17 protein-coding genes are annotated in these 21,401 nt (G+C 64.0%); 5 read left to right on the forward strand and 12 right to left on the reverse strand.

From position 1 onward, the window contains the following. Positions 1–12 precede the first annotated feature (12 nt). Positions 13–195, reverse strand: coding sequence for a hypothetical protein (locus NKH49_RS29940; RefSeq protein WP_198023574.1), 183 nt, complete (start codon positions 193–195; stop codon positions 13–15). Here NKH49_RS29940 and NKH49_RS29945 point away from each other — a divergent pair. The 3 genes from NKH49_RS29945 (at position 146) to NKH49_RS29955 (ending at position 2,630) form a co-directional block, all read left to right on the forward strand. Then, on the forward strand, positions 146–790 hold the full coding sequence (locus NKH49_RS29945; RefSeq protein ID WP_023677808.1) for a hypothetical protein: 645 nt from the start codon (positions 146–148) through the stop codon (positions 788–790). The genes NKH49_RS29940 and NKH49_RS29945 overlap by 50 nt on opposite strands. Before the next feature lie 37 nt (positions 791–827). Further along, a complete protein-coding gene (locus NKH49_RS29950) occupies positions 828–1,709 on the forward strand; it encodes a uracil-DNA glycosylase (protein ID WP_352501793.1) in 882 nt (293 codons plus the stop codon). Positions 1,710–1,814: 105 nt separating this feature from the next. Next, entirely contained in the window at positions 1,815–2,630 is an 816-nt protein-coding gene (locus NKH49_RS29955) for a helix-turn-helix domain-containing protein (protein ID WP_352471021.1), read from the forward strand. On the opposite strand, the gene NKH49_RS29960 is transcribed toward NKH49_RS29955, so the two are convergent. Together NKH49_RS29960 and NKH49_RS29965 are read right to left on the reverse strand one after the other, a co-directional pair. After that, positions 2,631–3,584, reverse strand: coding sequence for a DMT family transporter (locus NKH49_RS29960; protein ID WP_352616906.1), 954 nt, complete (start codon positions 3,582–3,584; stop codon positions 2,631–2,633). A gap of 20 nt (positions 3,585–3,604) precedes the next feature. After that, entirely contained in the window at positions 3,605–3,829 is a 225-nt protein-coding gene (locus tag NKH49_RS29965) for a hypothetical protein (RefSeq protein ID WP_352616908.1), read from the reverse strand. A gap of 154 nt (positions 3,830–3,983) precedes the next feature. On the opposite strand from NKH49_RS29965, the gene pepN reads away from it, so the two are divergent. Both pepN and NKH49_RS29975 read left to right on the forward strand, forming a co-directional pair. Beyond that, complete coding sequence (pepN, locus tag NKH49_RS29970; protein WP_352929111.1) at positions 3,984–6,629, forward strand: aminopeptidase N; 2,646 nt, start codon at positions 3,984–3,986, stop codon at positions 6,627–6,629. A gap of 188 nt (positions 6,630–6,817) precedes the next feature. After that, on the forward strand, positions 6,818–9,145 hold the full coding sequence (locus NKH49_RS29975; RefSeq protein ID WP_352471019.1) for a PAS domain-containing sensor histidine kinase: 2,328 nt from the start codon (positions 6,818–6,820) through the stop codon (positions 9,143–9,145). 50 nt (positions 9,146–9,195) lie between these two features. Here the strand turns inward: NKH49_RS29975 and NKH49_RS29980 are convergent, their stop codons facing one another. From NKH49_RS29980 to ccmI, 9 genes are all read right to left on the reverse strand, one after another. Next, positions 9,196–9,675, reverse strand: coding sequence for an EF-hand domain-containing protein (locus tag NKH49_RS29980; RefSeq protein ID WP_352471018.1), 480 nt, complete (start codon positions 9,673–9,675; stop codon positions 9,196–9,198). A gap of 145 nt (positions 9,676–9,820) precedes the next feature. Then, positions 9,821–12,787 (reverse strand): bifunctional [glutamine synthetase] adenylyltransferase/[glutamine synthetase]-adenylyl-L-tyrosine phosphorylase, encoded by a 2,967-nt coding sequence (locus NKH49_RS29985; RefSeq protein ID WP_352929114.1) that lies wholly within the window; start codon positions 12,785–12,787, stop codon positions 9,821–9,823. Beyond that, a complete protein-coding gene (locus tag NKH49_RS29990) occupies positions 12,787–14,256 on the reverse strand; it encodes a sensor histidine kinase (RefSeq protein WP_352471016.1) in 1,470 nt (489 codons plus the stop codon). Before NKH49_RS29990 ends, NKH49_RS29985 begins: the two co-directional genes overlap by 1 nt. Before the next feature lie 6 nt (positions 14,257–14,262). Next, positions 14,263–14,937 carry a response regulator transcription factor gene (locus NKH49_RS29995; protein ID WP_254819962.1) on the reverse strand — a complete coding sequence of 225 codons (675 nt, stop codon included), beginning with the start codon at positions 14,935–14,937 and terminating at the stop codon, positions 14,263–14,265. Positions 14,938–15,336: 399 nt separating this feature from the next. Next, entirely contained in the window at positions 15,337–16,893 is a 1,557-nt protein-coding gene (locus NKH49_RS30000) for a Do family serine endopeptidase (RefSeq protein WP_352616897.1), read from the reverse strand. 116 nt (positions 16,894–17,009) lie between these two features. Beyond that, positions 17,010–17,474: a cytochrome c-type biogenesis protein gene (locus NKH49_RS30005; RefSeq protein WP_352616899.1), complete on the reverse strand. Its 465-nt coding sequence runs from the start codon at positions 17,472–17,474 to the stop codon at positions 17,010–17,012. Beyond that, a complete protein-coding gene (locus NKH49_RS30010; protein ID WP_352819404.1) occupies positions 17,471–19,459 on the reverse strand; it encodes a heme lyase CcmF/NrfE family subunit in 1,989 nt (662 codons plus the stop codon). The genes NKH49_RS30005 and NKH49_RS30010 overlap by 4 nt, the downstream gene beginning before the upstream one ends. Before the next feature lie 14 nt (positions 19,460–19,473). After that, a complete protein-coding gene (gene ccmE, locus NKH49_RS30015) occupies positions 19,474–19,917 on the reverse strand; it encodes a cytochrome c maturation protein CcmE (RefSeq protein WP_352471012.1) in 444 nt (147 codons plus the stop codon). A 3-nt stretch (positions 19,918–19,920) separates the two neighbouring features. Further along, a complete protein-coding gene (gene ccmI / locus NKH49_RS30020) occupies positions 19,921–21,057 on the reverse strand; it encodes a c-type cytochrome biogenesis protein CcmI (protein WP_352471011.1) in 1,137 nt (378 codons plus the stop codon). Positions 21,058–21,401: the final 344 nt, after the last annotated feature.

The following is a 21,401-nucleotide window of genomic DNA, read 5'->3' on the forward strand; positions in this document are numbered from 1 at the left end:
ATACCGATTTCATCAAAAAGTCGCGTCCTGCCGCACAGATTCGCGGTGACGAGCATCAATCTTCAATCCTATTCCGTTTGCACAGATATGTCGCACTGATGTTTTTAATTGTTCGACGGCTTGCTTATCGGCCATACTTCCCGCCATGCGCATATTCGGGCCGGCTGGCTTTTCATCGACGCGCTTTTTTTTCACGCCCGGCCGGTTTTGCCGTGCGGCGCTCTTGGCGCTTCTGCCACTGACGGCCCTCGATGCCCGTGCCGAGCAGCAACTGGTCTGGGCGACCGGCGCCTATTCCTTTTCCGACGAGCGCGGCGGTTTCCGCATCACCGGGGCTTCCGGCATCGGCACGAAAGAGGATCCGCTGGTCATCACCGAAGAGCTGAATTCAGCGACGCCGGTAACGCTGGCCATTCGCACGACAAGGCCGATCCAGCCGTTCGGCAAGGCGGGAGACTTCGCCAATGGTCTGATGTATATGCGCATCGACGTGCTCAACAATAGCGGCCAAGCCTGGGTCGAGTTCCAGTTCGAACTCCAGGAGATCCTCGACCAGCCGAGCGTGTTCGGCGACGGCCTGTCGTTCGACCAGCGCAACAAAACGCCCGAAAATATCTGGTCGAGCAGCTACGCCGATTTCGACCGCAATTTCGAACCGTATGACCGCCTGCTGTTCAAGAACGGCAAGATCGACCCGCTGAAGACCGCCAGCTTCTATTTCCTGATCACCGACTACACGCCGCGCTGGACGTTCTATCTGGTGCAGGATCCGCGCATACCGTCGAGCTGAACTTGCAAATTCAAGCTCCGCGGCCGAATGTGAAACCATGACTGCCGCCCCCCACACTAGCCGAGCCGATCTCGCCGAGCTGCTGGCCTTCTACGCCAGCGCCGGCGTCGACGAGGCACTTGAAGAACAGCCGGTAAACAGGTTTGCAGAAGCCAGGCCGCCGGAGCGGGTGCCTGCGGCGGCCGCTCTGCCGGCCGGTGAAAATGCATCGCCTCATCGCTCGACGAGCGTGTCGCGCGGCGAAATGGGCGAGAGACCGAATACGGCACCGGCAGTGCGAACGTCCCCGGCCATGTCAACGGTGCCCGACGAGGCGCAGGCGGCATTGGCGCGGCAACTGGCGAGATCGGCGGCAAACCTCGACGAGCTTCGCCAGCACATGGCGGCATTCGACGGCTGCAATCTTAAATTCACCGCCAAGAACCTGGTGTTCGCCGACGGCAATCCGACTGCCGCGGTGATGCTGGTCGGCGAAGCGCCGGGCCGCGACGAGGACATAGAGGGCTTGCCGTTCGTCGGCCGCTCGGGCCGGCTGCTCGACCGCATGCTGGCCGCGATCGGTCTTGACCGGACATCTGCCTACATCGCCAACGTGATTCCCTGGCGGCCGCCGGGCAACCGCACGCCGACGCCGCACGAGACCGAGATCTGCCGGCCGTTCATCGAGCGGCAGATCGAACTGGTCAATCCGAAGGTGCTGGTCAATCTCGGCGGCCCGTCGGCAAAGACCCTGCTCAACACCTCCGAAGGCATATTGCGGCTGCGCGGCAACTGGCGCGTCCACACGACCCCGTCTGGCGTCGCCATTCCCGCCATGCCGACCCTGCATCCGGCCTATTTGTTGAGAACGCCTGCGCACAAGAAGCTGGCGTGGCGGGATTTCCTCGAAGTGAAGGCGAAGTTGCGGGCACTTGGGTAACGGTGCAGAACGCGTCTTCCGTCCTCCCCTTGCGAGGAAGGAAGGGCGGCATCATGATCTCGCAGGTAATTGAAATGCGCCCACTGCCGGCCTAGTCATCTCGTTATGACAGCAGCCCAGATTTCCGCCGGCAGTCTCATTCGCGAATGGCGTACACGCCGGCGCATGAGCCAGCTCGACCTCGCCATGGAGGCCGAGATCTCGCAGCGGCATCTGAGTTTCGTTGAAAGCGGCCGCGCCGCACCCTCGCGTGACATGGTGCTGCATCTGGCGGAGCAGCTTTCGATCCCGCTCAGGCAGCGCAACCAGCTGCTGCTGGCCGCCGGCTTTGCCCCGAGCTTCAGCGAACGACCACTTGACGATGCCTCGATGGCACCGGCGATGGCGGCGGTCGAGACCGTGCTCAAGGCGCACGAGCCGTTCCCGGCGCTTGCCGTCGACCGGCATTGGAACCTGGTGTCGGCGAACGCCGCCATCGGCCCGTTCCTCGCCAATGTCGCCGACGCCTCCCTGCTGAAGCCGCCGGTCAACGTTTTGCGCCTCAGCCTGCATCCCGGCGGCATCGCGCCGCGCATCGTCAACCTTGCGGAATGGCGGACGCATCTTCTGGAGCGGCTGAAGCGGCAGAACGACGCTGCCGCCGATCCGGTTCTGGTCGAGCTCGAGCGCGAGCTTCGGGCCTATCCGTCCGGCCTTAAAAGCAGCCGGCCGGCGCCGGTCGAACCGAACGCGATTGTCCATCCGCTCAAGCTTGCCCATGGCGACGCGGTGCTGTCGTTCATCAGCACCATCACCGTGTTCGGCACGCCGCTCGACGTGACGCTGGCGGAGCTGGCGATCGAATCTTTTTTCCCCGCCGACGAGCAGACGCGGGCGGTGCTGATGCGGCTGGCGAAAGAGCGGACCGACGCAGCGGGCTGATCACCCTTCCGGCGCGACGGCCTTGCGGGTGCGGGTGCGTTCGAGACCCAGCTGGCGCTCGCGCCAGATGATGAAAATCCCCGCCGCAACCACGATCATGCCGCCGACCAGCATGTTGATCGTGGCGATATCGCCAAAGACCAGATAGCCGACGACGACGCCGAGGATCATCGAAGTGTATTCGAAAGGTGCTACGACGGAAGCCTCGGCATGGCGATAGGCCGAGGTCATCAGAATCTGGCCAAGCCCGCCGCAAAAACCCGCGGCAATCAGAAGCCCCGCCTGTGCTGGCGTCAGCGCCTGCCAGCCGAATGGCAGCGAAAGCAGCGCCATGACGCTCGCGGTTACCGAAAACCACAGCACGATGGTCGCCGTCCGCTCGCTCTGGACGAGGTTGCGAACCAGGAGCATGGCGATGGCCGAGATCGCCGCGGCTATCAGGGCGGCGATGACGCCAAGCACCTCCTGATCGCCAAGGGCAGCGCCCGAACTGAGCAGCGTCAGTTCCGGCCACGAGATGATCAGCACCCCGACCAGGCCGACGGCAACCGCACTCCAGCGATAGATGCGGATGGCTTCGCCGAGGAAGATCGAACTGAACACCACGACCAGCAGCGGCTGCGCGTAGTTCAGTGTGATCGCCTCCGGCAGCGGCAGCCGCGTCAGCGCGAAGAAGCCGAGCCCCATGGCACAGACACCGACGACGCCGCGCGCAATGTGGTTGAGCGGGCGCTTTGTCGAAAAGGCGGTTCCGAGTTTTCCCTGGAAGGCGAGGAAGGCGATGATCGGAAAAATGGCAAAGAAGGAGCGGAAGAAGACGATCTGGCCCGCCGGGACGGTGCCTGCCGCCTTGATGCAGGACGACATGCCGACGAAGACCGCCACCGATACGATCTTGAGCAAGATTCCGGTCAGCGTGCTGTGCTCGCCGGCAAGGTCGCCAACTGCAAGCACTGGCAAATCCGGTCTGGCTGTCACGCCCCTCTTGCTTCCTCGATCGCCGCCCAGATGCACGCCGGCGTTGCCGGCATGTCGATATGCCTGATGCCGTAGGTGCGGTAGTGCGCGTCGGTCACCGCATTGAGCGCGGCAGGCGTCGACCCGATCGTACCCGCCTCCCGCGCGCCCTTGATGAAGGCCACATCCTCGCGACGCAACACAGAGGCGCTCGTTCCGAATTTCGGCGTGACGACGGTCATGGAAGCCTCGCGATGATGCTTGGGAAATGATCGCCTGAAATAGACGTCGCTGCAGTTTTGTCGAGGGAGCGTTTCGTGTAAAGAGCGCAGACTTCAAATTATTTGGACCAGCGGACCCGCCCGCCGCACCCGGATCGACAGGAAAAATCAAGGAATGCGCACAGATACCGGCCAGGTCTTCAAGCTCGAAGACTATCGCCCCAGTGATTATCTCATTCCGGAAACCAGCCTGACTTTCCGCCTTTCGCCTGAAGCAACGCATGTGACCGCCGTGCTGACGGTCGAACGCCGCGACGGGATTGCGGCGTCGGTGCCACTGGTGCTGGATGGCGACGGGCTGACGCTCCGCGGCATCGCCATCGACGGCCAGGAGCCGAGCCCTGCGGATTTTCTCGTCACGCCCGATCAACTGACAATCATCAGCCCCCCTGCGACAAGGCGCTTCCAGCTGAGAATTGAAACCGTGTTGGCGCCGGCGCAGAACGAAGCGCTGATGGGCCTCTATCGCTCGAGCGACGTCTATTGCACGCAATGCGAGGCCGAAGGCTTTCGCCGCATCACTTATTTCCTCGACCGTCCCGACATCCTGTCGGTCTATACGGTGCGTATCGAAGCTGAGCGCAATGAGGCGCCGCTGCTTTTGTCCAACGGCAACCCGGCCGGCAGCGGCGAGCTTGCCGGCGGCTGGCACTATGCGGTCTGGCACGACCCCTTCCCCAAGCCGTCCTATTTGTTTGCGCTGGTGGCGGGCGACCTCGGCAAGATCTCGGACAGTTTTGTCACCCTGTCTTGCCGCAGGGTCGAGCTCGGAATCTATGTCGAACCGGGCAAGGAGAGGCTCGCCGGCTACGCCATGGACGCTTTGAAAAGGTCGATGAAATGGGACGAGGAGGCATTCGGCCGCGAATACGACCTCGATGTCTTCAACATCGTCGCCGTGTCCGACTTCAATATGGGCGCAATGGAGAACAAGGGTCTCAACATCTTCAACGACAAATATGTGCTGGCCGACCAGGAAACCGCGACCGACGCCGATTTCGCCAATATCGAGGCCATCATTGCCCATGAGTATTTCCACAATTGGACAGGTAACAGAATCACTTGCCGCGACTGGTTCCAGCTTTGCCTGAAGGAAGGCCTGACGGTTTTCCGCGACCACGAATTCTCCGCCGATCAGCGCTCGCGCGCCGTCAAGCGCATCGCCGAGGTTCGTACGCTGCGCGCCCATCAGTTTCCCGAGGACCAAGGGCCGCTGGCGCATCCGGTCCGGCCTCGCCGCTACCGCGAGATCAACAATTTCTACACGGCGACGGTCTACGAAAAAGGCTCGGAAGTCGTGCGCATGATCCATACCATCCTCGGCGCCGAGACGTTCCGCGCCGGCATGGACCTCTACTTCGAACGTCACGACGGCCAGGCGGCGACGATCGAAGACTTCATCAAAGTGTTCGAAGACGTCTCGGGTCGCGACCTGTCGCAGTTTTCGCTGTGGTATCATCAGGCCGGTACGCCGAACCTGACCGTCAGTTCGGCGTATAATCCGGCAGCGCGGGAATTCACGCTCGAAATCGAGCAGTCGGTGCCGCCAACGCCGTCGGAAAGCCGCAAGCGGCTGATGCACATTCCGCTTGCCTTCGGCCTGGTTGGCGCCGGTGGCGAGGCGATAGCCCACAGCGGCGCCGAAGGGGCGAACGTCGAGGACGGTGTCATCCATATCCGCAAACGCCGCCATGTCGTCAGGTTTTCCGGGATTGCCGAGCGTCCAGCCATGTCGCTCAACCGCGGCTTTTCGGCGCCGGTGACACTTTCGGTCGAGCAGCGGCCCGACGACCAGTTTTTTCTGGCTGGCCACGACAGCGACGCCTTCTCGCGCTGGCAGTCGTTCAACTCGCTTTTGACCGATGCGCTGATTGCAGCCTTCCGCCAGATCCTGGACCACAAGCAACCCGAGTTCAGCGCCCGGCTGACCGGGCTTGCCGGCAAAATAGGCGGCGACGAAGCGCTCGAACCCGCCTATCGGGCACTGGCGCTGGCGCTGCCCGGCGAGGCCGATATCGCCCGCGACATCGGCAAGAACATCGACCCCGACGCCATTTTCGCGGCGCGCGAGGCGCTGGCGGTTGCGATCGCCGAGACCAACCGCGAGATATTCTCCAAACTTTACGATCGGCTCGCCGACAACGGTCCGTTCAGCCCGGATGCGGCCAGTGCCGGGCGGCGGGCGCTGCGCAATGTCCTGCTGGATTATCTGTGCTTGCTGCCGGGAGGTGCGGAACTCGCTGCCCGGCACTTCCAGTCGGCGACCAACATGACCGACCGGGCCGCGGGGTTGACCGTGCTTGCGCACCGTCACCATGGCTCACCGGAGGCGACCAAGGCGCTGGCGGATTTCGAGGCGAAATATGCAACCGATCCGCTGGTCATGGACAAATGGTTCCAGATCCAGGCCAGCGTGCCCGGCCCGCAAACCGTCGACGCGGTGCGCGCCTTGACAGGCCACCCTGCGTTCTCGATGGCCAACCCGAACCGGGTACGGGCACTCATCGGCACGTTTTGCAGCGCCAACCAGACCGGCTTCCATCGCACCGACGGCCAAGGCTACCGGCTTTTCGTCGAAACGGTGCTGCAGGTCGAAAAACGCAACCCGCAGGTGGCCGCCAGGCTGGCGACGGCGCTCAGGTCGTGGCGCTCGCTCGAACCGGTGCGGCAGGCCAAGGCAAGGGAGGCGTTGCTTTCGATCGCCAATACCGAGAAGCTGTCGGCCGATTTGCGAGACATCGTCGAGCGCACCCTGGCGTAAGCGACCTCCGTTGTCCCCTTGTGGGAAAAAGGGAAGACCTCCCGAAAACCCAGTTATTTTAGTCGATTTTTAATCTTTTTTCGCCGCGCCTCTGGACAAGGCGAATCACCTTTGATTCTTTAGTGACGATTCGGAAGTGCGGCGTTGCCGGATCGTCAAGCGGGACAGAAAATCGGGGAGTGCCATTTATGGCGAAGGCGGACGCGTGGGGCGCGCCCGGTGGGACGGCTTTTGGGCGGCGCGAGGCGCGAAGCGACGGTCTCGCGGGCAATACGCGGCTCATCGCCGAACCTGCCTACCGACGGCTGCTGGCAGCCGAGCCGCTGTTGCGGCGATCGATACCGGCCCTCATTATCATGTTTCTGTTGATCATCGCAGTACTGCGCTTTCTGTCACTGATGAACGAGCGCGACGAGATCGAGCGCGACGCCAAGGCGATCCTTGCGCTGGCCGCCGGCCAACTGGCCAGTTCGATCGCTGCCGATGCGACCATGGGTTCCACGCCCGGCGCGATCCAGGACCTGCTGGAGAGCACCGGTCGTCAGGGCGCGATGGGCCGAAGCCACGTACTGGCGATCACCGATAGCGCCTTCAAGATCATTGCCGTATCGCCGCAGTCGATGCACTGGGAGGGCCGGTCGCTCGATGGCGTCGTACAGGGCGGGCAGCCGCTGTTCATGTTCGGCGACCGCGCCGGGGTGATGGAGGTCAGCATCGGCGGACAGGACTGGTACGCGGCAGTGAGCCTGGCGAACGGCCGAAAGGGTGCCGCGGCAGCGTTCGTGCCGCGGGAGGCAGTTTTTGACGCCTGGCGCAAGACGGTCTCACTCAACGTCACGCTGTTCGTGCTGACGGCCGGTGTGCTGATCATCATCCTCTACGCCTATTTCGGCCAGGCGGCGCGCGCCCAGGCCGCCGATCGCATCTATCTCGAAGCCCACCAGCGCATCGACATGGCGCTGGTGCGCGGCCGCTGCGGCCTGTGGGATTGGGACATGGTGCGCGGCAAGATGTACTGGTCGCGCTCGATGTACGACATGCTGGGCTACGAGCCTTGTGACACGATGCTGTCGTTCGGCGAAGTCGATGAAATCATTCATCCCGAGGACGGCGATTTGTTCGAACTCGCCAACAGGATCGTCGCACGCGAGATCGACCATATCGACCAGGTGTTCCGGATGCGCCATGCCGACGGGCAATGGGTTTGGATGCGCGCAAGAGCACACGTTATCGACCCGGAAGCGCCGGAGATCCAGCTGATCGGCATCGCCGTCGACGTCACCGAGCAGCGGCATCTGGCGCTGCGCTCCGAAGCGGCGGACCTGCGCCTGAGGACGGCCATCGAAAACATCAACGAATCTTTCGTGCTGTGGGATTCGTCCGAGCGCCTGATCATGTGCAATTCCAAATACCAGCAGGACAACGGCCTGTTGGATCGCGACGTGATGCCGGGCGCTCCGCGCGCCGTTCTGGAGGAACGCATGCTGGCCTTCGCCTCGGAGCGGCGGCTTGCCAACACCAACGGACCGCAGGGAGGCGTGACCTTCGAGCGCCAGCTTGCCGACGGCCGCTGGTTGCAGGTGAACGAGTTGCGGACAAGGGACGGCGGTACCGTCTCTGTCGGCTCCGACATCACCCAGATCAAGCTGCACCAGGAGAAGCTGGTCGACAGCGAGCGCCGGCTGATGGCGACAATCCATGACCTCAGCCTTGCCCGCCGCGCGGAAGAAGAACGGGCGCGTGAGCTCGTCGAACTCAATCGCAAATACATGAAGGAAACCGAGCGCGCCGAAGCGGCAAACCGGGCCAAATCCGAATTCCTGGCCAACATGTCGCACGAGTTGCGCACCCCGCTCAACGCGATCATCGGCTTCTCGGAACTGATGGAGCGGCGGCTGTTCGGGCCGCTGGGCTCGCCGCGCTACGAAGAGTATGCCACCGACATCAACGGCAGCGGCAAATATCTTCTCGGTGTGATCAATGACATCCTCGACATGTCGAAGATCGAGGCCGGCCAGTTCGCCTTGGATCAGGAAGAAATCGATCTCTGCCCGCTCATCAGGGAGACGGTTCGCGTCGTTTCTCTGCAGGCGGCGGAAAAGTCGATCACCGTCGAAACCCGCATCGCCGATTCGCTGACGCTGTTCGCCGACCGCAGGGCGATCAAGCAGATCCTCATCAACCTTCTGTCCAATGCGGTGAAGTTCACCGGGCAAGGCGGCCACATCTCGGTCAGAGCCCGCAGCATTTCCAGCGCGCTGATCCTGACGATCGAGGACAATGGCTGCGGCATCCCGAAGGCGGCGCTGAGCAAGCTCGGGCGGCCATTCGAACAGGTGCAAAACCAGTTCTCCAAGAGCCATGCCGGCTCCGGCCTCGGCCTCGCCATCTCGCGCTCGCTGGCCGAACTTCAGGGTGGCGCCTTGAAGATCCGCTCGACCGAAGGCACCGGCACGATCGTCTCGGTACGCATCCCGATCAAGAAAGCCGCGCAGGCGGTCAAGGCCGCCGCCTGAATGACAAAATAAGTCTCCGGCGGCTCGCACCGCCGGAGCGTTATCACTTCTCACTGCATGCCGTCAGTGCCATCATTGCCCTCGCCGTCCCATTGGCGGTGACCGCCGGGACCCTTCGGCAGTTCGTTCTTCTCGATTTTCCCGTCATTGTCACGGTCGAGCATGGCGAAGACCTTCTTCTGGCGGCTGGTGATGTCATCGGCGGTCAGCGTGCCGTTGCCCTTGGTGTCGTAACGGGCGATGATGCGCCTGGCCATCTGCTCGAAGCGTGCTTTCTCGAGCGCGTCGGCGAGCTGTGCCACGGTCAGCTTGCCGCCATTGTCGGCGACCATCTTCTTCAGCCGCGCGTTCATGGCGTCGGAGAACTGGTCGAAGGTGATGGTGCCGTCATTGTCCTTCATGACCTTGCCGAGGCGCATCATCATGCCGTCGCGCGGCCCGGCCACGGAGTGCTCGTCTGCATAGGCAGCGGTGCCGACGGCGCCGGCCAGGGCTGCGAAAACGAGTGCAAGTCTGGTTGTCTTTCTCATGGTCTTCTCCTGTTGCATCGTCACCCCCGATGCTAGAGCGGCGGACCTTCAATCCCCCGCTCTATCTCTTTGATTGAACATCGGAACCTCCCAAAGCAGGTCGCAATTTTGGGCCCGATGCTCTCGCCCGTACGGCTGGTTGCCGTCACGGTTGTTTCGCACGAAGCAGAAGGTCGAAATCCTTTCTGACCTTCTGCGACGTCTCCTTGAGGTGCGCTTCAAGCACCCCGAAATCCGGCAGGTCGGTGACCGCAAGAAGCAGATCGGAAAGCCCTGGCGGAACGTCGTCGCGTTCGAACGCGCCGGTGAGGCAAAGCCGTATCATCTGGGTCAGCGCCAGATAGAGCGAATAGGCATCCACCAGTTCCTGCCTGACCCGGGGCTTGGCGAAATCCGGCGCCAGGCGCGACAGGACCTCAGCCGTGCCGGTGGCCCTGCGGCCTGCCTCGATCTTTCCGGTGATCAGCGCAACCTGGGCAATGAATTCGAGATCGATGAGGCCGCCCGGGATCAGCTTGATGTCCCAGGGATCGCGCGGCGGCTTCTCCTTGTCGACCATGGCGCGCATCTCGGATGCCTCGGCCATCACCTTGGCTGGATCGCGCGGCAGAGCGAGTACTGCGGCAACGTCCCCTTCGATCTCGCGGCAGAGCTCGGCATCGCCGCCGATCGTGCGGGCCCGCGCCAGCGCCATGTGCTCCCATGTCCAGGCGTCCTGGCGCTGATACTTCTTGAAGGCGTCGACATGAGTGGCCACCGGCCCCTTGTTGCCGGACGGCCGCAGGCGAAGGTCGAGCTCGTAGAGCACGCCCTCGGCGGTCGGCGCGGAAACGGCGGCGATCAGCCGCTGTGTCAGCCGGCTGTAGTAATGCGACGGGGCAAGCGGCTTGTCGCCGTCGGACTCCTCCGCATCGGCGTCGTGATCGTAGAGCAGGATGAGGTCGACGTCGGAGCCCGCCGTCAGTTCGCGGCTGCCGAGCTTGCCCATGCCGAGCAGCGCGACCCGGCCGCCGGCAATATAGCCATGACGCAAAGCGAATTCCGCCATCACCGCCTGCAATGCCGCCTCGATGGTCAGGTCGGCGAGATCGGAAAAAGCGCGGCCGGCGCGCGGCGGGTCGATCGACCCGGCAAGCAGCCTGACGCCGATCAGGAATTTTTGCTCCGAAGCAAAGATGCGCAGCCGGTCGAGCACGTCTTCATAGGCTCTGTCGCCTTCGAGGAAGGCGGCAAGGCGCGCCGACAGATAGGCGCGGTTTGGCAGTTCGCTCAGCAGCGCCGGATCGAGCAGCCCATCGAAGACATGCGGCCGGCGCGTGATGATGGCGGCCAGCCGCGGTGCCGCGCCCATGATAGTCGCCATCAGCTTCAGCAAAGCCGGATTCGACTGCAGCAGCGAAAACAGCTGGATGCCGGCAGGCAGGCCGGCAAGGAATTCGTCGAAGCGGATCACTGCCTCGTCCGCCCGCCGCGTCTGGCCGAAGGCTTGCAGCAGCGCCGGCGTCAGTTCGGTCAGCCGCTCGCGCGCCTCCGCCGACCGGGTGACGCGGTAGCGGCCGAAGTGCCAGCCGCGGATAACCCGGCAGATGTCGCTCGGCCGCTGGAAGCCGAGCCGCTGCAAGGTCTGCAAGGTATCGGGATCGTCGACGTCCCCGGTAAAGACCAGATTGCCGATGCCGGCCGAAAGCTCCGGCGCGGTTTCGAACAGCGCTGCGTAGTGGCGCTCGACCTGGTGCAGCGCCGCGCGGAACGTTTCGGCAAAGCCTGCCGCATCGGCAAAGCCCAGCATGCGGGCGACGCGCTCCAGCCCCTCTTCGTCCTCCGGCAGGATATGCGTCTGCTGGTCGGCAATCATCTGGATGGCATGTTCGACGCGGCGCAGGAACCAGTATTGCCTGGTGAGCGCATCGCGCGCGTCGGCGGTGATCCAGCCGCGCGCGGCGAGCTCGCCGAGCATCGGCACGGTCTCGCGGCCGCGCAGTTCGGGAAAGCGGCCGCCAGCGATAAGCTGCTGGGTCTGGACGAAGAACTCGATCTCGCGGATGCCGCCGCGACCGAGCTTGACATTGTGGCCTTTGACCGCGACCTCGCCATGGCCTTTGTGGGCATGGATCTGGCGCTTGATCGAATGGACGTCGGCAATCGCCGCATAGTCCATGTATTTGCGCCAGATATAGGGCTGGAGTTCCTTCAGGAACGCGGCGCCGGCGGCAAGATCGCCAGCCACCGGGCGGGCCTTGATCATGGCGGCGCGCTCCCAGTTCTGGCCGCGCGCCTCATAGTAGCGCAGCGCCGCCTCGACCGGGATCGCCAGCGGCGTCGAGCCGGGGTCGGGACGAAGCCTGAGATCGGTGCGGAAGACGTAACCGTGCTCGGTGCGGTCCTGGAGGATACGAACAAGCCGGCGGGTCAGGCGCGAAAACAGCTCTGTGGCATCGAGCGGATCGACGACGGCAGGCGCATCGGGGTCGAAGAAGACGACGAGGTCGATGTCGGAGGAGAAGTTCAGCTCATGCGCGCCGAGCTTGCCCATGCCAAGCAGAATCCAGCCCGAGCGTCGCGCCGGATTTTTGGCATCCAGCAATCGGAGCTTGCCTTGCTCATGCGCGTCGCGGAGCAGGAAATCGACAGCCGCACGCGTGCAGGCGTCGGCAAGGTCGCTCAGTCGCCGCACCGTCAGCGAGGTCTCGGCCTCGCCGGCGAGATCGGCCAAGGCGATCAGGAAATGCGCCTCCGCCTTACATTGGCGCAGCTCCATCATCAGGCTGCTTTCGGAGACGGCCTCTACGCGTGCTGCCGTGTCGACCGCGGCGCCGATCGATGACAGCCGCGCCTCGACGCTCCCGTCGAAAAGCGCATCGAGTATCCGTGGCCGGCGGCGCGCGGTATCGCGCAGGAACGGCGACAGGTCGAACACGGCGGCGAGGAAATCCTGGACGACCCCCTTGCCGGCGAGAGATTTCGCCAGTCGCGGCAGTTCCTTTTGCCGCGCGGCGTCGGCGATCTCCGACAATTCCTGCCTGGCGCGGCTTGCATCCAGCGGAACGAGCTCTACCGCCGGCTTCAACAGCCAGTCCGTTTCGAGGCGTCGCACTGCTATCCTTGCAACCATCAGCGATCGTCCCGCCCGGGAAAACTCATGACGACCGACAATCCGGGATTGCCGGGCAGAAGCTCAAGCCGTCCATTGTGGAATGTCATGATCGCCTTGGCGAGGCTCAAGCCAAGGCCGGAACCCGGCTGCGAGCGGCTCTTTTCCAGCCGCACGAAACGCTCGGTCACCCTGGCGCGGTCGACATCGTCGGGAATGCCCTGGCCGTTGTCGGAGACGGCGAGTCTGATCTCGCTACCAACACGCTCCAGCGTCACGCGAACCGTAGGCCTGGAGGTCGAGTCGGTCGAATATTTGATCGCGTTGTCGACGATGTTGGACAGCGCCTGGCCAATCAGCTCGCGATTGCCGTTGACGGCGAAGGAACCTTGCACCGAAGTTTCGAGCGTCACGCCCGCCTGCTCCGCTACCGGCTCGTAGAGTTCGACGACGTCGTGCACGGCAGCGGCCAGATCAACCCTGGTGGTGCTTTCCGAGGAATAGCCGGCTTCCAGTCGCGAGATCATCAGGATGGCGTTGAAGGTCTTTATCAGCTGATCGGATTCGGCGATCGTTCCTTCCAGCGCCTGCCGGTAGTCGCTGGTGTTGTGCTTGCCGGAAAGCGTCGCCTCGGCGCGATTGCGCAGCCTGGTGAGCGGCGTCTTCAGGTCGTGGGCGATGTTGTCGGAGACCTGCTTCAGGCCCTCGTTCAGCGTGGCGATCCTGGCCAGCATGGAATTGAGGTTTTCCGACAGCCGGTCGAACTCGTCGCCGGCGCCGGTGACCGGCAGCCGGCCGGAAAGATCGCCGCCCATGATGCGGCGGCTCGCCTCCGACACGCTGTCGATGCGCTTCAGCGCCGCGCGCCCGACAAAAAACCAGATCAGCAGCCCGCCGACGCCCATCATGCCGAGCGCCAGCATCAGAGCGCGGCGAATGACGGCGCGGAAGCGCTCCGGCTCGCCGAGGTCGCGGCCGACCAGCATGATCATCTGGTTGGGCAGGCGCAGCACCAGGGCAATGGCGTTATGGCCCTTCTCGCCTTCGGCCTGTACTTCGCTCTGGGCGGGCTCGTTCGGGTCGGAGACCGGGTTGCGCTGCCGCTCGAGCTCGCCCTCGCCGAAGCGGCGGTAGGAGAACGGCTCGGTAGTCCAGCCCTCGGCCTCGATCACGCCCGGCTCCAGACTCTGCACGTTGCCGGTCAGGATCTGGCCGTTGGCATCGGCGATCAGATAGAGATTGGCGCCGGGCTGGCGGGAGCGCTGCTCGACGACGCGGACCAGCAGCGGGAGGCCGCCGCGCTGATAGGCGCGGGCGAGGCCGAGCACCTCGTCGTTGATCGTGTCCTGGGTCTGGCCGGTCAGCATGCGCGCCGACAGCGAGGTCATGTAGAACACGAGCAGCACCGCGCAGATGGCGAACAGCAGGAGGTAGAGCGCCGAAAGCCGCGCTGCCGTCGTCTTCATGATGGCCGGCACGGAAAGAGCCATGGGGTTCTAGCCGCTTTTCAGCATATAGCCGGCGCCGCGAACCGTGTGCAGGATCGGCTTGTCGAAGCCCTTCTCGATCTTGCCCCGCAGCCGCGAGATATGAACGTCGATGACATTGGTCTGCGGATCGAAATGGTAGTCCCAGACATTCTCGAGCAGCATGGTCCGCGTCACCACCTGGCCGGCATGGCGCATCAGATATTCGAGCAGGCGGAACTCGCGCGGCTGCAGCGTTATCTCGCGCCCGGCGCGGCGCACCGAGTGCGACAGCCGGTCGAGTTCGAGATCACCGACCCGGTAGACGGTTTCGGCTTCCCTGGCGCTGGCGCGGCGGTTCAGCACCTCGACGCGGGCGAGCAGTTCCGAAAACGCGTAGGGTTTGGTCAGATAGTCGTCGCCGCCGGCGCGCAGACCGGTGACCCGGTCGTCGACTTCGCCGAGCGCCGACAGGATCAGCACGGGCGTCGTATTGCCCCGGGACCTGAGCCCGGCAATGACGGACAGGCCATCGCGGCGCGGCATCATGCGATCAACGACCATGACGTCATAGTCGCCGGAATCGGCGAGCGCGAAGCCGGTTTCGCCGTCGCCGGCGACATGGGCGGTATGGCCGGCCTCGGCGAACGCCTTCTGCAGGTAGTCGGCTGCCTCGCGATCGTCTTCTATGACGAGAATCTTCATAGAACCGTTATACGCGATTTCGCTGGAAGATTGAGTGGCCGGCATATGCATCGTGGCCTTCTCCATGGCGTATCGCGAACAAAGTGATTCAGGGATACGCGGTAAGTCTTTGTTTTAGCATGTCGTAGCCTAAAACCGCTTCACGCCTTGAGCGGCATGTTCGAGCGGCAGCGGGCGATGGGAAGCCCGCTGCCGCTGGGGCGGAACACGATGACTGACGAACGTATTCAGGCCCCGTGCTTTCCCGTGCGGCGGCTCGGGGGTGTTGAAAACCGCCGCACCGGAAAAGTCGACCACTAGAGCGCCGCGCGTCCTCTTGGACGCGCAAAGGGCGCTCTAGCACCTTGAATCGGCGCATGAGCCTTTCCGAAAACGGAATACGTGTTCGGGGTCATGCGCTCAGCCCTTGGCGACAGGCAGTGCGACGAAGCGGTTGCTGTCGTCGCGGGTGATCTGCATCAGCACCGCCTTGCGGCCGGACTTCACCGCGTCGGCCATCGCCTTGTCGACGTCGCCGGCGCCGTTCACTTCCGCCGAATTGACGGAGGTGATGACGTCGCCGGGCTGGATACCGCGATCGGCGGCATCGCTGTCGGGTTCGACATCGGTCACCACAAGGCCCTTGCCATTGTCAGACTTGGTGACGGTCAGGCCGAGATCGGCGAGCGTGTCGGTCTTCGGCGCTGGGGCAGGCTGCTGGTCGGCCGAGGCCTGCTTGTCGCTCGACGGCAGCTTGCCGAGATCGACCTTGACCGCCTCGCTCTTGCCGTTGCGCCACACCGTGACATCGACAGATTTGCCGGGCGGGTAAGCGCCGATCAGGCGGGCGAGTTCCTTCGGCGAAGCAACGTCCTTGCCGTCCACCTGGGTGATCACGTCACCGGCGGTGATGCCGGCCTTCTTGCCGGGACCGTTGTCCTGCGCGCTGGCAACGAGCGCGCCCTTGCCGGACCCAAGGCCAAGCGACTCGGCGATTTCGGGCGTGACCGGCTGGATTTCGACACCGAGCCAGCCGCGCTGCACTGTACCGTTCTTCATCAGATCCTGCACGACCTGCTTGGCGGTCGAAGCGGGAATGTCGAAGGCAATGCCGACGCTGCCGCCCGACGGCGAGAAGATCGCGGTGTTGATGCCGACAACCTGGCCGTTGAGGTTGAAGGTCGGGCCACCCGAATTGCCGCGGTTCACCGAGGCGTCGATCTGGATGAAGTCGTCATAGGGACCGGCGCCGATGTCGCGGCCGCGGGCCGAAACGATGCCTGCGGTAACCGTGCCGCCGAGGCCGAACGGATTGCCGACAGCCACCACCCAGTCGCCGACGCGAACCTTGGAATCATCGGCGAAGTCGACATAGGTGAACTTGTTGCCGTCATCGACCTTGAGCACCGCAAGATCGGTGCGCGGATCGGTGCCGATCAGCTTGGCGTCGAGTTCCTTGCCGTCATTGGTCACCACGGTGAAGGCGGTGCCCTCCTCGACGACATGGTTGTTGGTGACGAGATAGCCGTCATCGGAGATGAAGAAACCGGACCCTTGCGCCACCGGCCGTGGCTGGTCGTTGTTGCGGTCACGGTGTCCAAAACGGCGCATTCCGTTCGGGCCCTGATCGCCGCCTTGATCGCCAAAGCCGCGGAATTCGCGGAAGAACCGGCGCAGCTGCGGGTTGTCGGGAAGATTGCCTAGACCGTCCTCGTCGTCCATCTGGCCGGAACCGTCATCGGCCGTCGACTGGATCTTGGCCTTGACGCGCACGCTGACGACCGCCGGCGAAACGCGCTCGACCACATCGGCGAAGCTTGGGACCTGCGGTGCCTCGACACGCACGGCGTCGGCCAGCACCGGGGCTGTCCCGGTGGCAACAGCACCAAAGCCGATCGCGCCGGCAATGGCCAGGGATGCGGCTGCGGCCAAAAGGCGTTTGCGGGTGCGTAGATATGAATTGGGGGCAACATTCATGGTTATCGTATCCTCTTTTCAAGGGACGCCCCTTGATTGGCATCCTCGACAAAGGAAATAGAGGGCCGCACATTACGGCGCCATTTCCGGTACATGAAACTTTCGTAATGTATCGATCAATCGCGGCGGAGCATCTTGTCCAGCGCCGCCTGTTCCTCGGCAGTTAATGCAGCGGTCACCGTCGAACGGCGCGAGCGGGCGGCCAGCAGGATGAATGTCCCGCCAACGAGCAGCAGAAGAACTGGCGTCCCCCAGAGCAAAACATTGCGCAGATTGAAGCGTGGCTTCAGCAGCACGAATTCGCCGTAGCGCGAAACGACATAGTCCATCACCTGCCGGTCGGTATCGCCGGCGACCAGGCGCTGGCGCACAAGGACGCGCAGGTCGCGGGCGAGGTCGGCATCGGACTCGTCGATCGACTGGTTCTGGCAGACCATGCAGCGCAGGCCTTCCGACAATGCGCGCGCCCTCGCCTCGAGTGCCGGGTCGGCGAGCACCTCGTCCGGCTTGACGGCCTGCGCGGCGCCGGCGAACAACAGCGCCAGCAGCAGGACCAGCGAGGCCAGCGTGGCCCTTTTCATTGCAGGCTCGCCGATGGCACGCCGGCCGCAGCCTTGCGGCGCGACGGTGCGCCGACGCGCAGGCGGCGGTCGAGCAGCGACATCGCCGCGCCCGCCATCATCACCAGTCCGCCGCCCCAGATCAGCGTCACCAGCGGCTTCCACCACAGACGAACGACCACAGAGCCATCGCTGCCCTCGTCGCCAAGCGAAAGATAGAGCTGGCTGAAGCCGATCGTCCTGATGCCGGATTCGGTCGTGGTCATCTGGCGCACCGGATATGAGCGCTTGGCCGAGGTGATCTCGCCTGCGACGCTGCCGTCGGCGCCAAGCAGGGTGAAGCGGCCGCGATCCTCACTGTAGTTAGGCCCCTGGGCCGGGTAGAGCCCCTCGAAGCGCAGCTTGTGGCCGGACAGTTCGACGGTCTCGCCGGCATGCATCGACAGGATTTTTTCGGTCCCGAAGCAAAGCGTGCCGACAATGCCGAGCGTTGTCAGCCCGAGGCCGAGATGCGCAAGCGCTGTGCCGAAGACCGAGCGCGGCAGGCCGGCGAAGCGCCTGAGCATGGTGGCGGGCGCGACGGTGCCGAAGCCGGATTTGACGGCGAGATCGGTGAGCGCGCCGCAGATCAGCCAGAAGGCAAGGCCGACACCGAGTGCCGCCAACACCGAAGCGCCATCGATGAACAGGGCCGTCACCAGCACCGCGAGCAGCGCCGCCGCGAAAGCCGCCATCAGGCGCTGGGCGACCGCGAAAATGTCGCCGCGCTTCCAGGCGAGTAGCGGCCCGAACGGCACGACGACCAAGAGCGGCACCATCAGCGGGCCGAATGTCAGGTTGAAGAACGGCGCGCCGACCGAAATCTTGTCGGCAGATAGGGCTTCGACGACGAGCGGGTAGAGCGTGCCGACCAGCACGGTGGCGGTGGCGGTGGTCAGGAACAGATTGTTCAGGACCAGCGCGCCTTCGCGCGAGATCGGGTGAAACAGGCCGCCGGCCGTCAGCAGGGAGGCGCGCAAGGCAAACAGCGCCAGCGAGCCGCCGATGAACAGCGTCAGGATGCAGAGAATGAACACGCCACGCGTCGGATCGGTGGCGAATGCGTGCACCGAGGTCAGCACGCCGGAACGCACCAGGAAGGTGCCGAGCAGCGACAGCGAGAAGGTCAGGATCGCCAGAAGCAGCGTCCAGATCTTCAGCGCCGAGCGCTTTTCCATGACGATCGCCGAATGCAGCAGCGCCGTGCCCGCCAGCCACGGCATGAAGGATGCGTTCTCGACCGGATCCCAGAACCAGAAGCCGCCCCAGCCGAGCTCGTAATAGGCCCAGTAGGAGCCCATGGCGATGCCGCCGGTGAGGAACATCCAGGCAACCAATGTCCACGGCCTTACCCAGCGCGCCCACGAAGCGTCAATGCGGCCCTCGATGAGGGCAGCGACAGAGAAGGAAAAGCAGATCGAGAAACCGACATAGCCGAGATAAAGCAGCGGCGGATGGATGGCGAGGCCGAGGTCCTGCAGGATCGGGTTGAGATCGCGGCCCTCGATAGGCGCCGGATTGAGCCTGACGAACGGGTTCGACGTCGTCAGGATGAACAGGAAGAAAGTGGCGCCGATCGCTCCCTGCACGGCAAGCACATTGGCCCGGAGCGTCGCCGGAAGATTGCCGCCGAAGACGGCGACGAGCGCGCCGAAGAAGGTCAGGATCAGCACCCAGAGCAGCATCGAACCTTCGTGATTGCCCCAGGTTCCGGTGATCTTGTAGATCAGCGGCTGCAGCGAATGCGAGTTCTCCCAGACGCTCTCAACCGAGAAGTCGGAGCCGGCGTAGGCGGTTGCCAGCGCCACGAAAGACAGCGCCGTCAAGGCAAAGCCGGTCAGCGCGGCCGGTGCGCCGACGGCCATCATCTTGTGGTTGCCGGTGCGCGCACCGAACAGCGGCACCATCGTCTGCACCAGGGCCAGCGCAAACGCCAGGACCAGGGCGAAATGTCCGGTTTCAACCATTGTCACCGCACCCGCTAGTCACTCTTGCTCTCCTGCCATACGCCCTTGGCCTTGAGGCCGTCGGCCACTTCCTTGGGCATATAGGTCTCGTCATGCTTGGCCAGCACGCTGTCGGCGACAAAGATTCCGTCAGGGCCAAACGAGCCTTCGGTGATCACGCCCTGTCCTTCCCGGAAGAGGTCGGGAAGAATGCCGGTATAGGTGACCTTGACGTCCTTCTGGTTGTCGGTCACCGAAAAGGCGACGGTGGCGCCTTGGCCACGCTCGACCGTGCCTTTTTCGACAAGACCGCCGAGCCTTATGCGCTGGCCCGGCTGAAGGCTGGCGGTGGCCAGATCGGCCGGCATGTAGAAATAGGAGGCCTTCTGGCCAAGCGCATAGAAGGTCAGCCCCGTGGCAACACCGAGAAACCCCAGCCCCGCTGCGATCACCGACAGTCGTTTCTGCTTGCGCGTCATCGTCTACTCCGTCGCCGTCACGCCAAGCGAGGCGGCAAAGGCGGTGAATTTCCTGGCCTGGTCACTGTCCGCGCCAAAGACGGCGATACCGCGATTGAGCGCGTCACGCGCCTGATCTGTCTTGCCCAGCACGGCATAGGAACGAACGAGCTGCATCCACCCTTCCTCGTCGCGCGGATTTTGCCGAAGCCTTTCGTCGAGGCCGGCAACCATGGTGCTGATCATGGCTTGCCGGTCCTGCGGCGACATCGAGGAGGCAGCATCGATATCCTCGGCGCTCGGCCCTTTCGCGGGCGCCTCAGAAGCGACGCTGCGGGCGGCGGATTCGGCCAGCGCCTGCTCGACGGCGCCGCGCCACGGCGAGCCCTGCGGCAAGGCGGCAAGCATCTTTTGCCAGGCCGCCGTGGCTTCAGCTATGCGGCCTTCCTGTGCCATGCCCATGGCGAGATAGAACGAGGCCTTCGGATTGGCCGGATCGAGCTTCAACGCCGCCTCGAAAGCCGCCTGCGCTTCGGCGGAGACAATGCCGCCGGCCGCATTGGCGATCGCCTCGCCAAGACCCGCCTGGCGGGCGGCGCTGTCGCCGTCGAGGCGGATGGCGTTGCGATAGGCGGTCACCGCATCGGCGTATCGCTGCATGCGCAGATAGACCGGCGCCAGCACGTCCCAGCCGCGGCCATCGGATGGGTTGGCCGCCAGGTGCGCCTCGGCGCGGGCTATCAGCTCGTCGACCGAGCTGTCGGCGGGGTTCTTGGCCAGGCGTTCGCTGAGCGGCTGCGACGGCAGGTCGGGTGAGCCGAGCTGGCCATAGAGGCCCCAGCTGACCAGCGGAACCAGCAGCACGGCCGCCGTCGCCACCAGCCTTGTCGACCGCGACGGCTGCGTCGCCGTCTCGTCGGCGTGGCCGGCATTGCTCAGGCGAAGGATGCGGCGGGCGATTTCGGCGCGTGCCTCTTCGGCCTCCATTGGCCGGATCAGGCCACGCGCCATATCGCGGTCAAGCTCGGCCAGCTGGTCGCGATAGACTTCAAGGTCGTGATCGCCGGCAGCGGACGCGTTCTTCGATCCGCCGGCCAACGGCAGCAGCACCGCCAAGCTTGCGCCCAGCGTCAGGAGTGCGGCTATGACCCAAAACAGCATGGCTCTTCCAATAGAACGAGACCCTTGCCCTGCCAACACAAGCGTGCTGCGACGCTTTGGCGGGGCCGCTCCGATCGATAATGCATGTCGCGCAAAAGTGTGCAGCGGTTTTGCGATAACGACCATGCATCAAAACAAGAACCTATAGCGCGTCGCATGACGACGGTCGAACGCGACGCGCTTTAGTGCCGGATCGGTATCGGCGGATCGACGGCCGGGCGTCTTTGTTGCGCAATTCCGGACGGAAAACCGTTTCACACTTTTCCTGGAATTGCTTGTCTTATGACTTTCGCTGCCGAATGGGTCAGAAAGGAACGCTGAGAGAGGGTAGCCGCCCTCCCTCA

The organism is Mesorhizobium sp. M1088 (assembly GCF_040318575.1).
Taxonomy (GTDB): Bacteria; Pseudomonadota; Alphaproteobacteria; order Rhizobiales; family Rhizobiaceae; genus Mesorhizobium.

Bases quoted from the DNA above. Each gene is read 5' to 3' on its own strand.
- NKH49_RS29945 (WP_023677808.1), top strand. From the start codon at position 146: ATGCGCATATTCGGGCCGGCTGGCTTTTCATCGACGCGCTTTTTTTTC.
- NKH49_RS29950 (WP_352501793.1), top strand. From the start codon at position 828: ATGACTGCCGCCCCCCACACTAGCCGAGCCGATCTCGCCGAGCTGCTG.
- NKH49_RS29955 (WP_352471021.1), top strand. From the start codon at position 1,815: ATGACAGCAGCCCAGATTTCCGCCGGCAGTCTCATTCGCGAATGGCGT.
- NKH49_RS29965 (WP_352616908.1), bottom strand. From the start codon at position 3,829: ATGACCGTCGTCACGCCGAAATTCGGAACGAGCGCCTCTGTGTTGCGT.
- pepN (WP_352929111.1), top strand. From the start codon at position 3,984: ATGCGCACAGATACCGGCCAGGTCTTCAAGCTCGAAGACTATCGCCCC.
- NKH49_RS29975 (WP_352471019.1), top strand. From the start codon at position 6,818: ATGGCGAAGGCGGACGCGTGGGGCGCGCCCGGTGGGACGGCTTTTGGG.
- NKH49_RS29980 (WP_352471018.1), bottom strand. From the start codon at position 9,675: ATGAGAAAGACAACCAGACTTGCACTCGTTTTCGCAGCCCTGGCCGGC.
- NKH49_RS29985 (WP_352929114.1), bottom strand. From the start codon at position 12,787: ATGGTTGCAAGGATAGCAGTGCGACGCCTCGAAACGGACTGGCTGTTG.
- NKH49_RS29990 (WP_352471016.1), bottom strand. From the start codon at position 14,256: ATGGCTCTTTCCGTGCCGGCCATCATGAAGACGACGGCAGCGCGGCTT.
- NKH49_RS29995 (WP_254819962.1), bottom strand. From the start codon at position 14,937: ATGAAGATTCTCGTCATAGAAGACGATCGCGAGGCAGCCGACTACCTG.
- NKH49_RS30000 (WP_352616897.1), bottom strand. From the start codon at position 16,893: ATGAATGTTGCCCCCAATTCATATCTACGCACCCGCAAACGCCTTTTG.
- NKH49_RS30005 (WP_352616899.1), bottom strand. From the start codon at position 17,474: ATGAAAAGGGCCACGCTGGCCTCGCTGGTCCTGCTGCTGGCGCTGTTG.
- NKH49_RS30010 (WP_352819404.1), bottom strand. From the start codon at position 19,459: ATGGTTGAAACCGGACATTTCGCCCTGGTCCTGGCGTTTGCGCTGGCC.
- ccmE (WP_352471012.1), bottom strand. From the start codon at position 19,917: ATGACGCGCAAGCAGAAACGACTGTCGGTGATCGCAGCGGGGCTGGGG.
- ccmI (WP_352471011.1), bottom strand. From the start codon at position 21,057: ATGCTGTTTTGGGTCATAGCCGCACTCCTGACGCTGGGCGCAAGCTTG.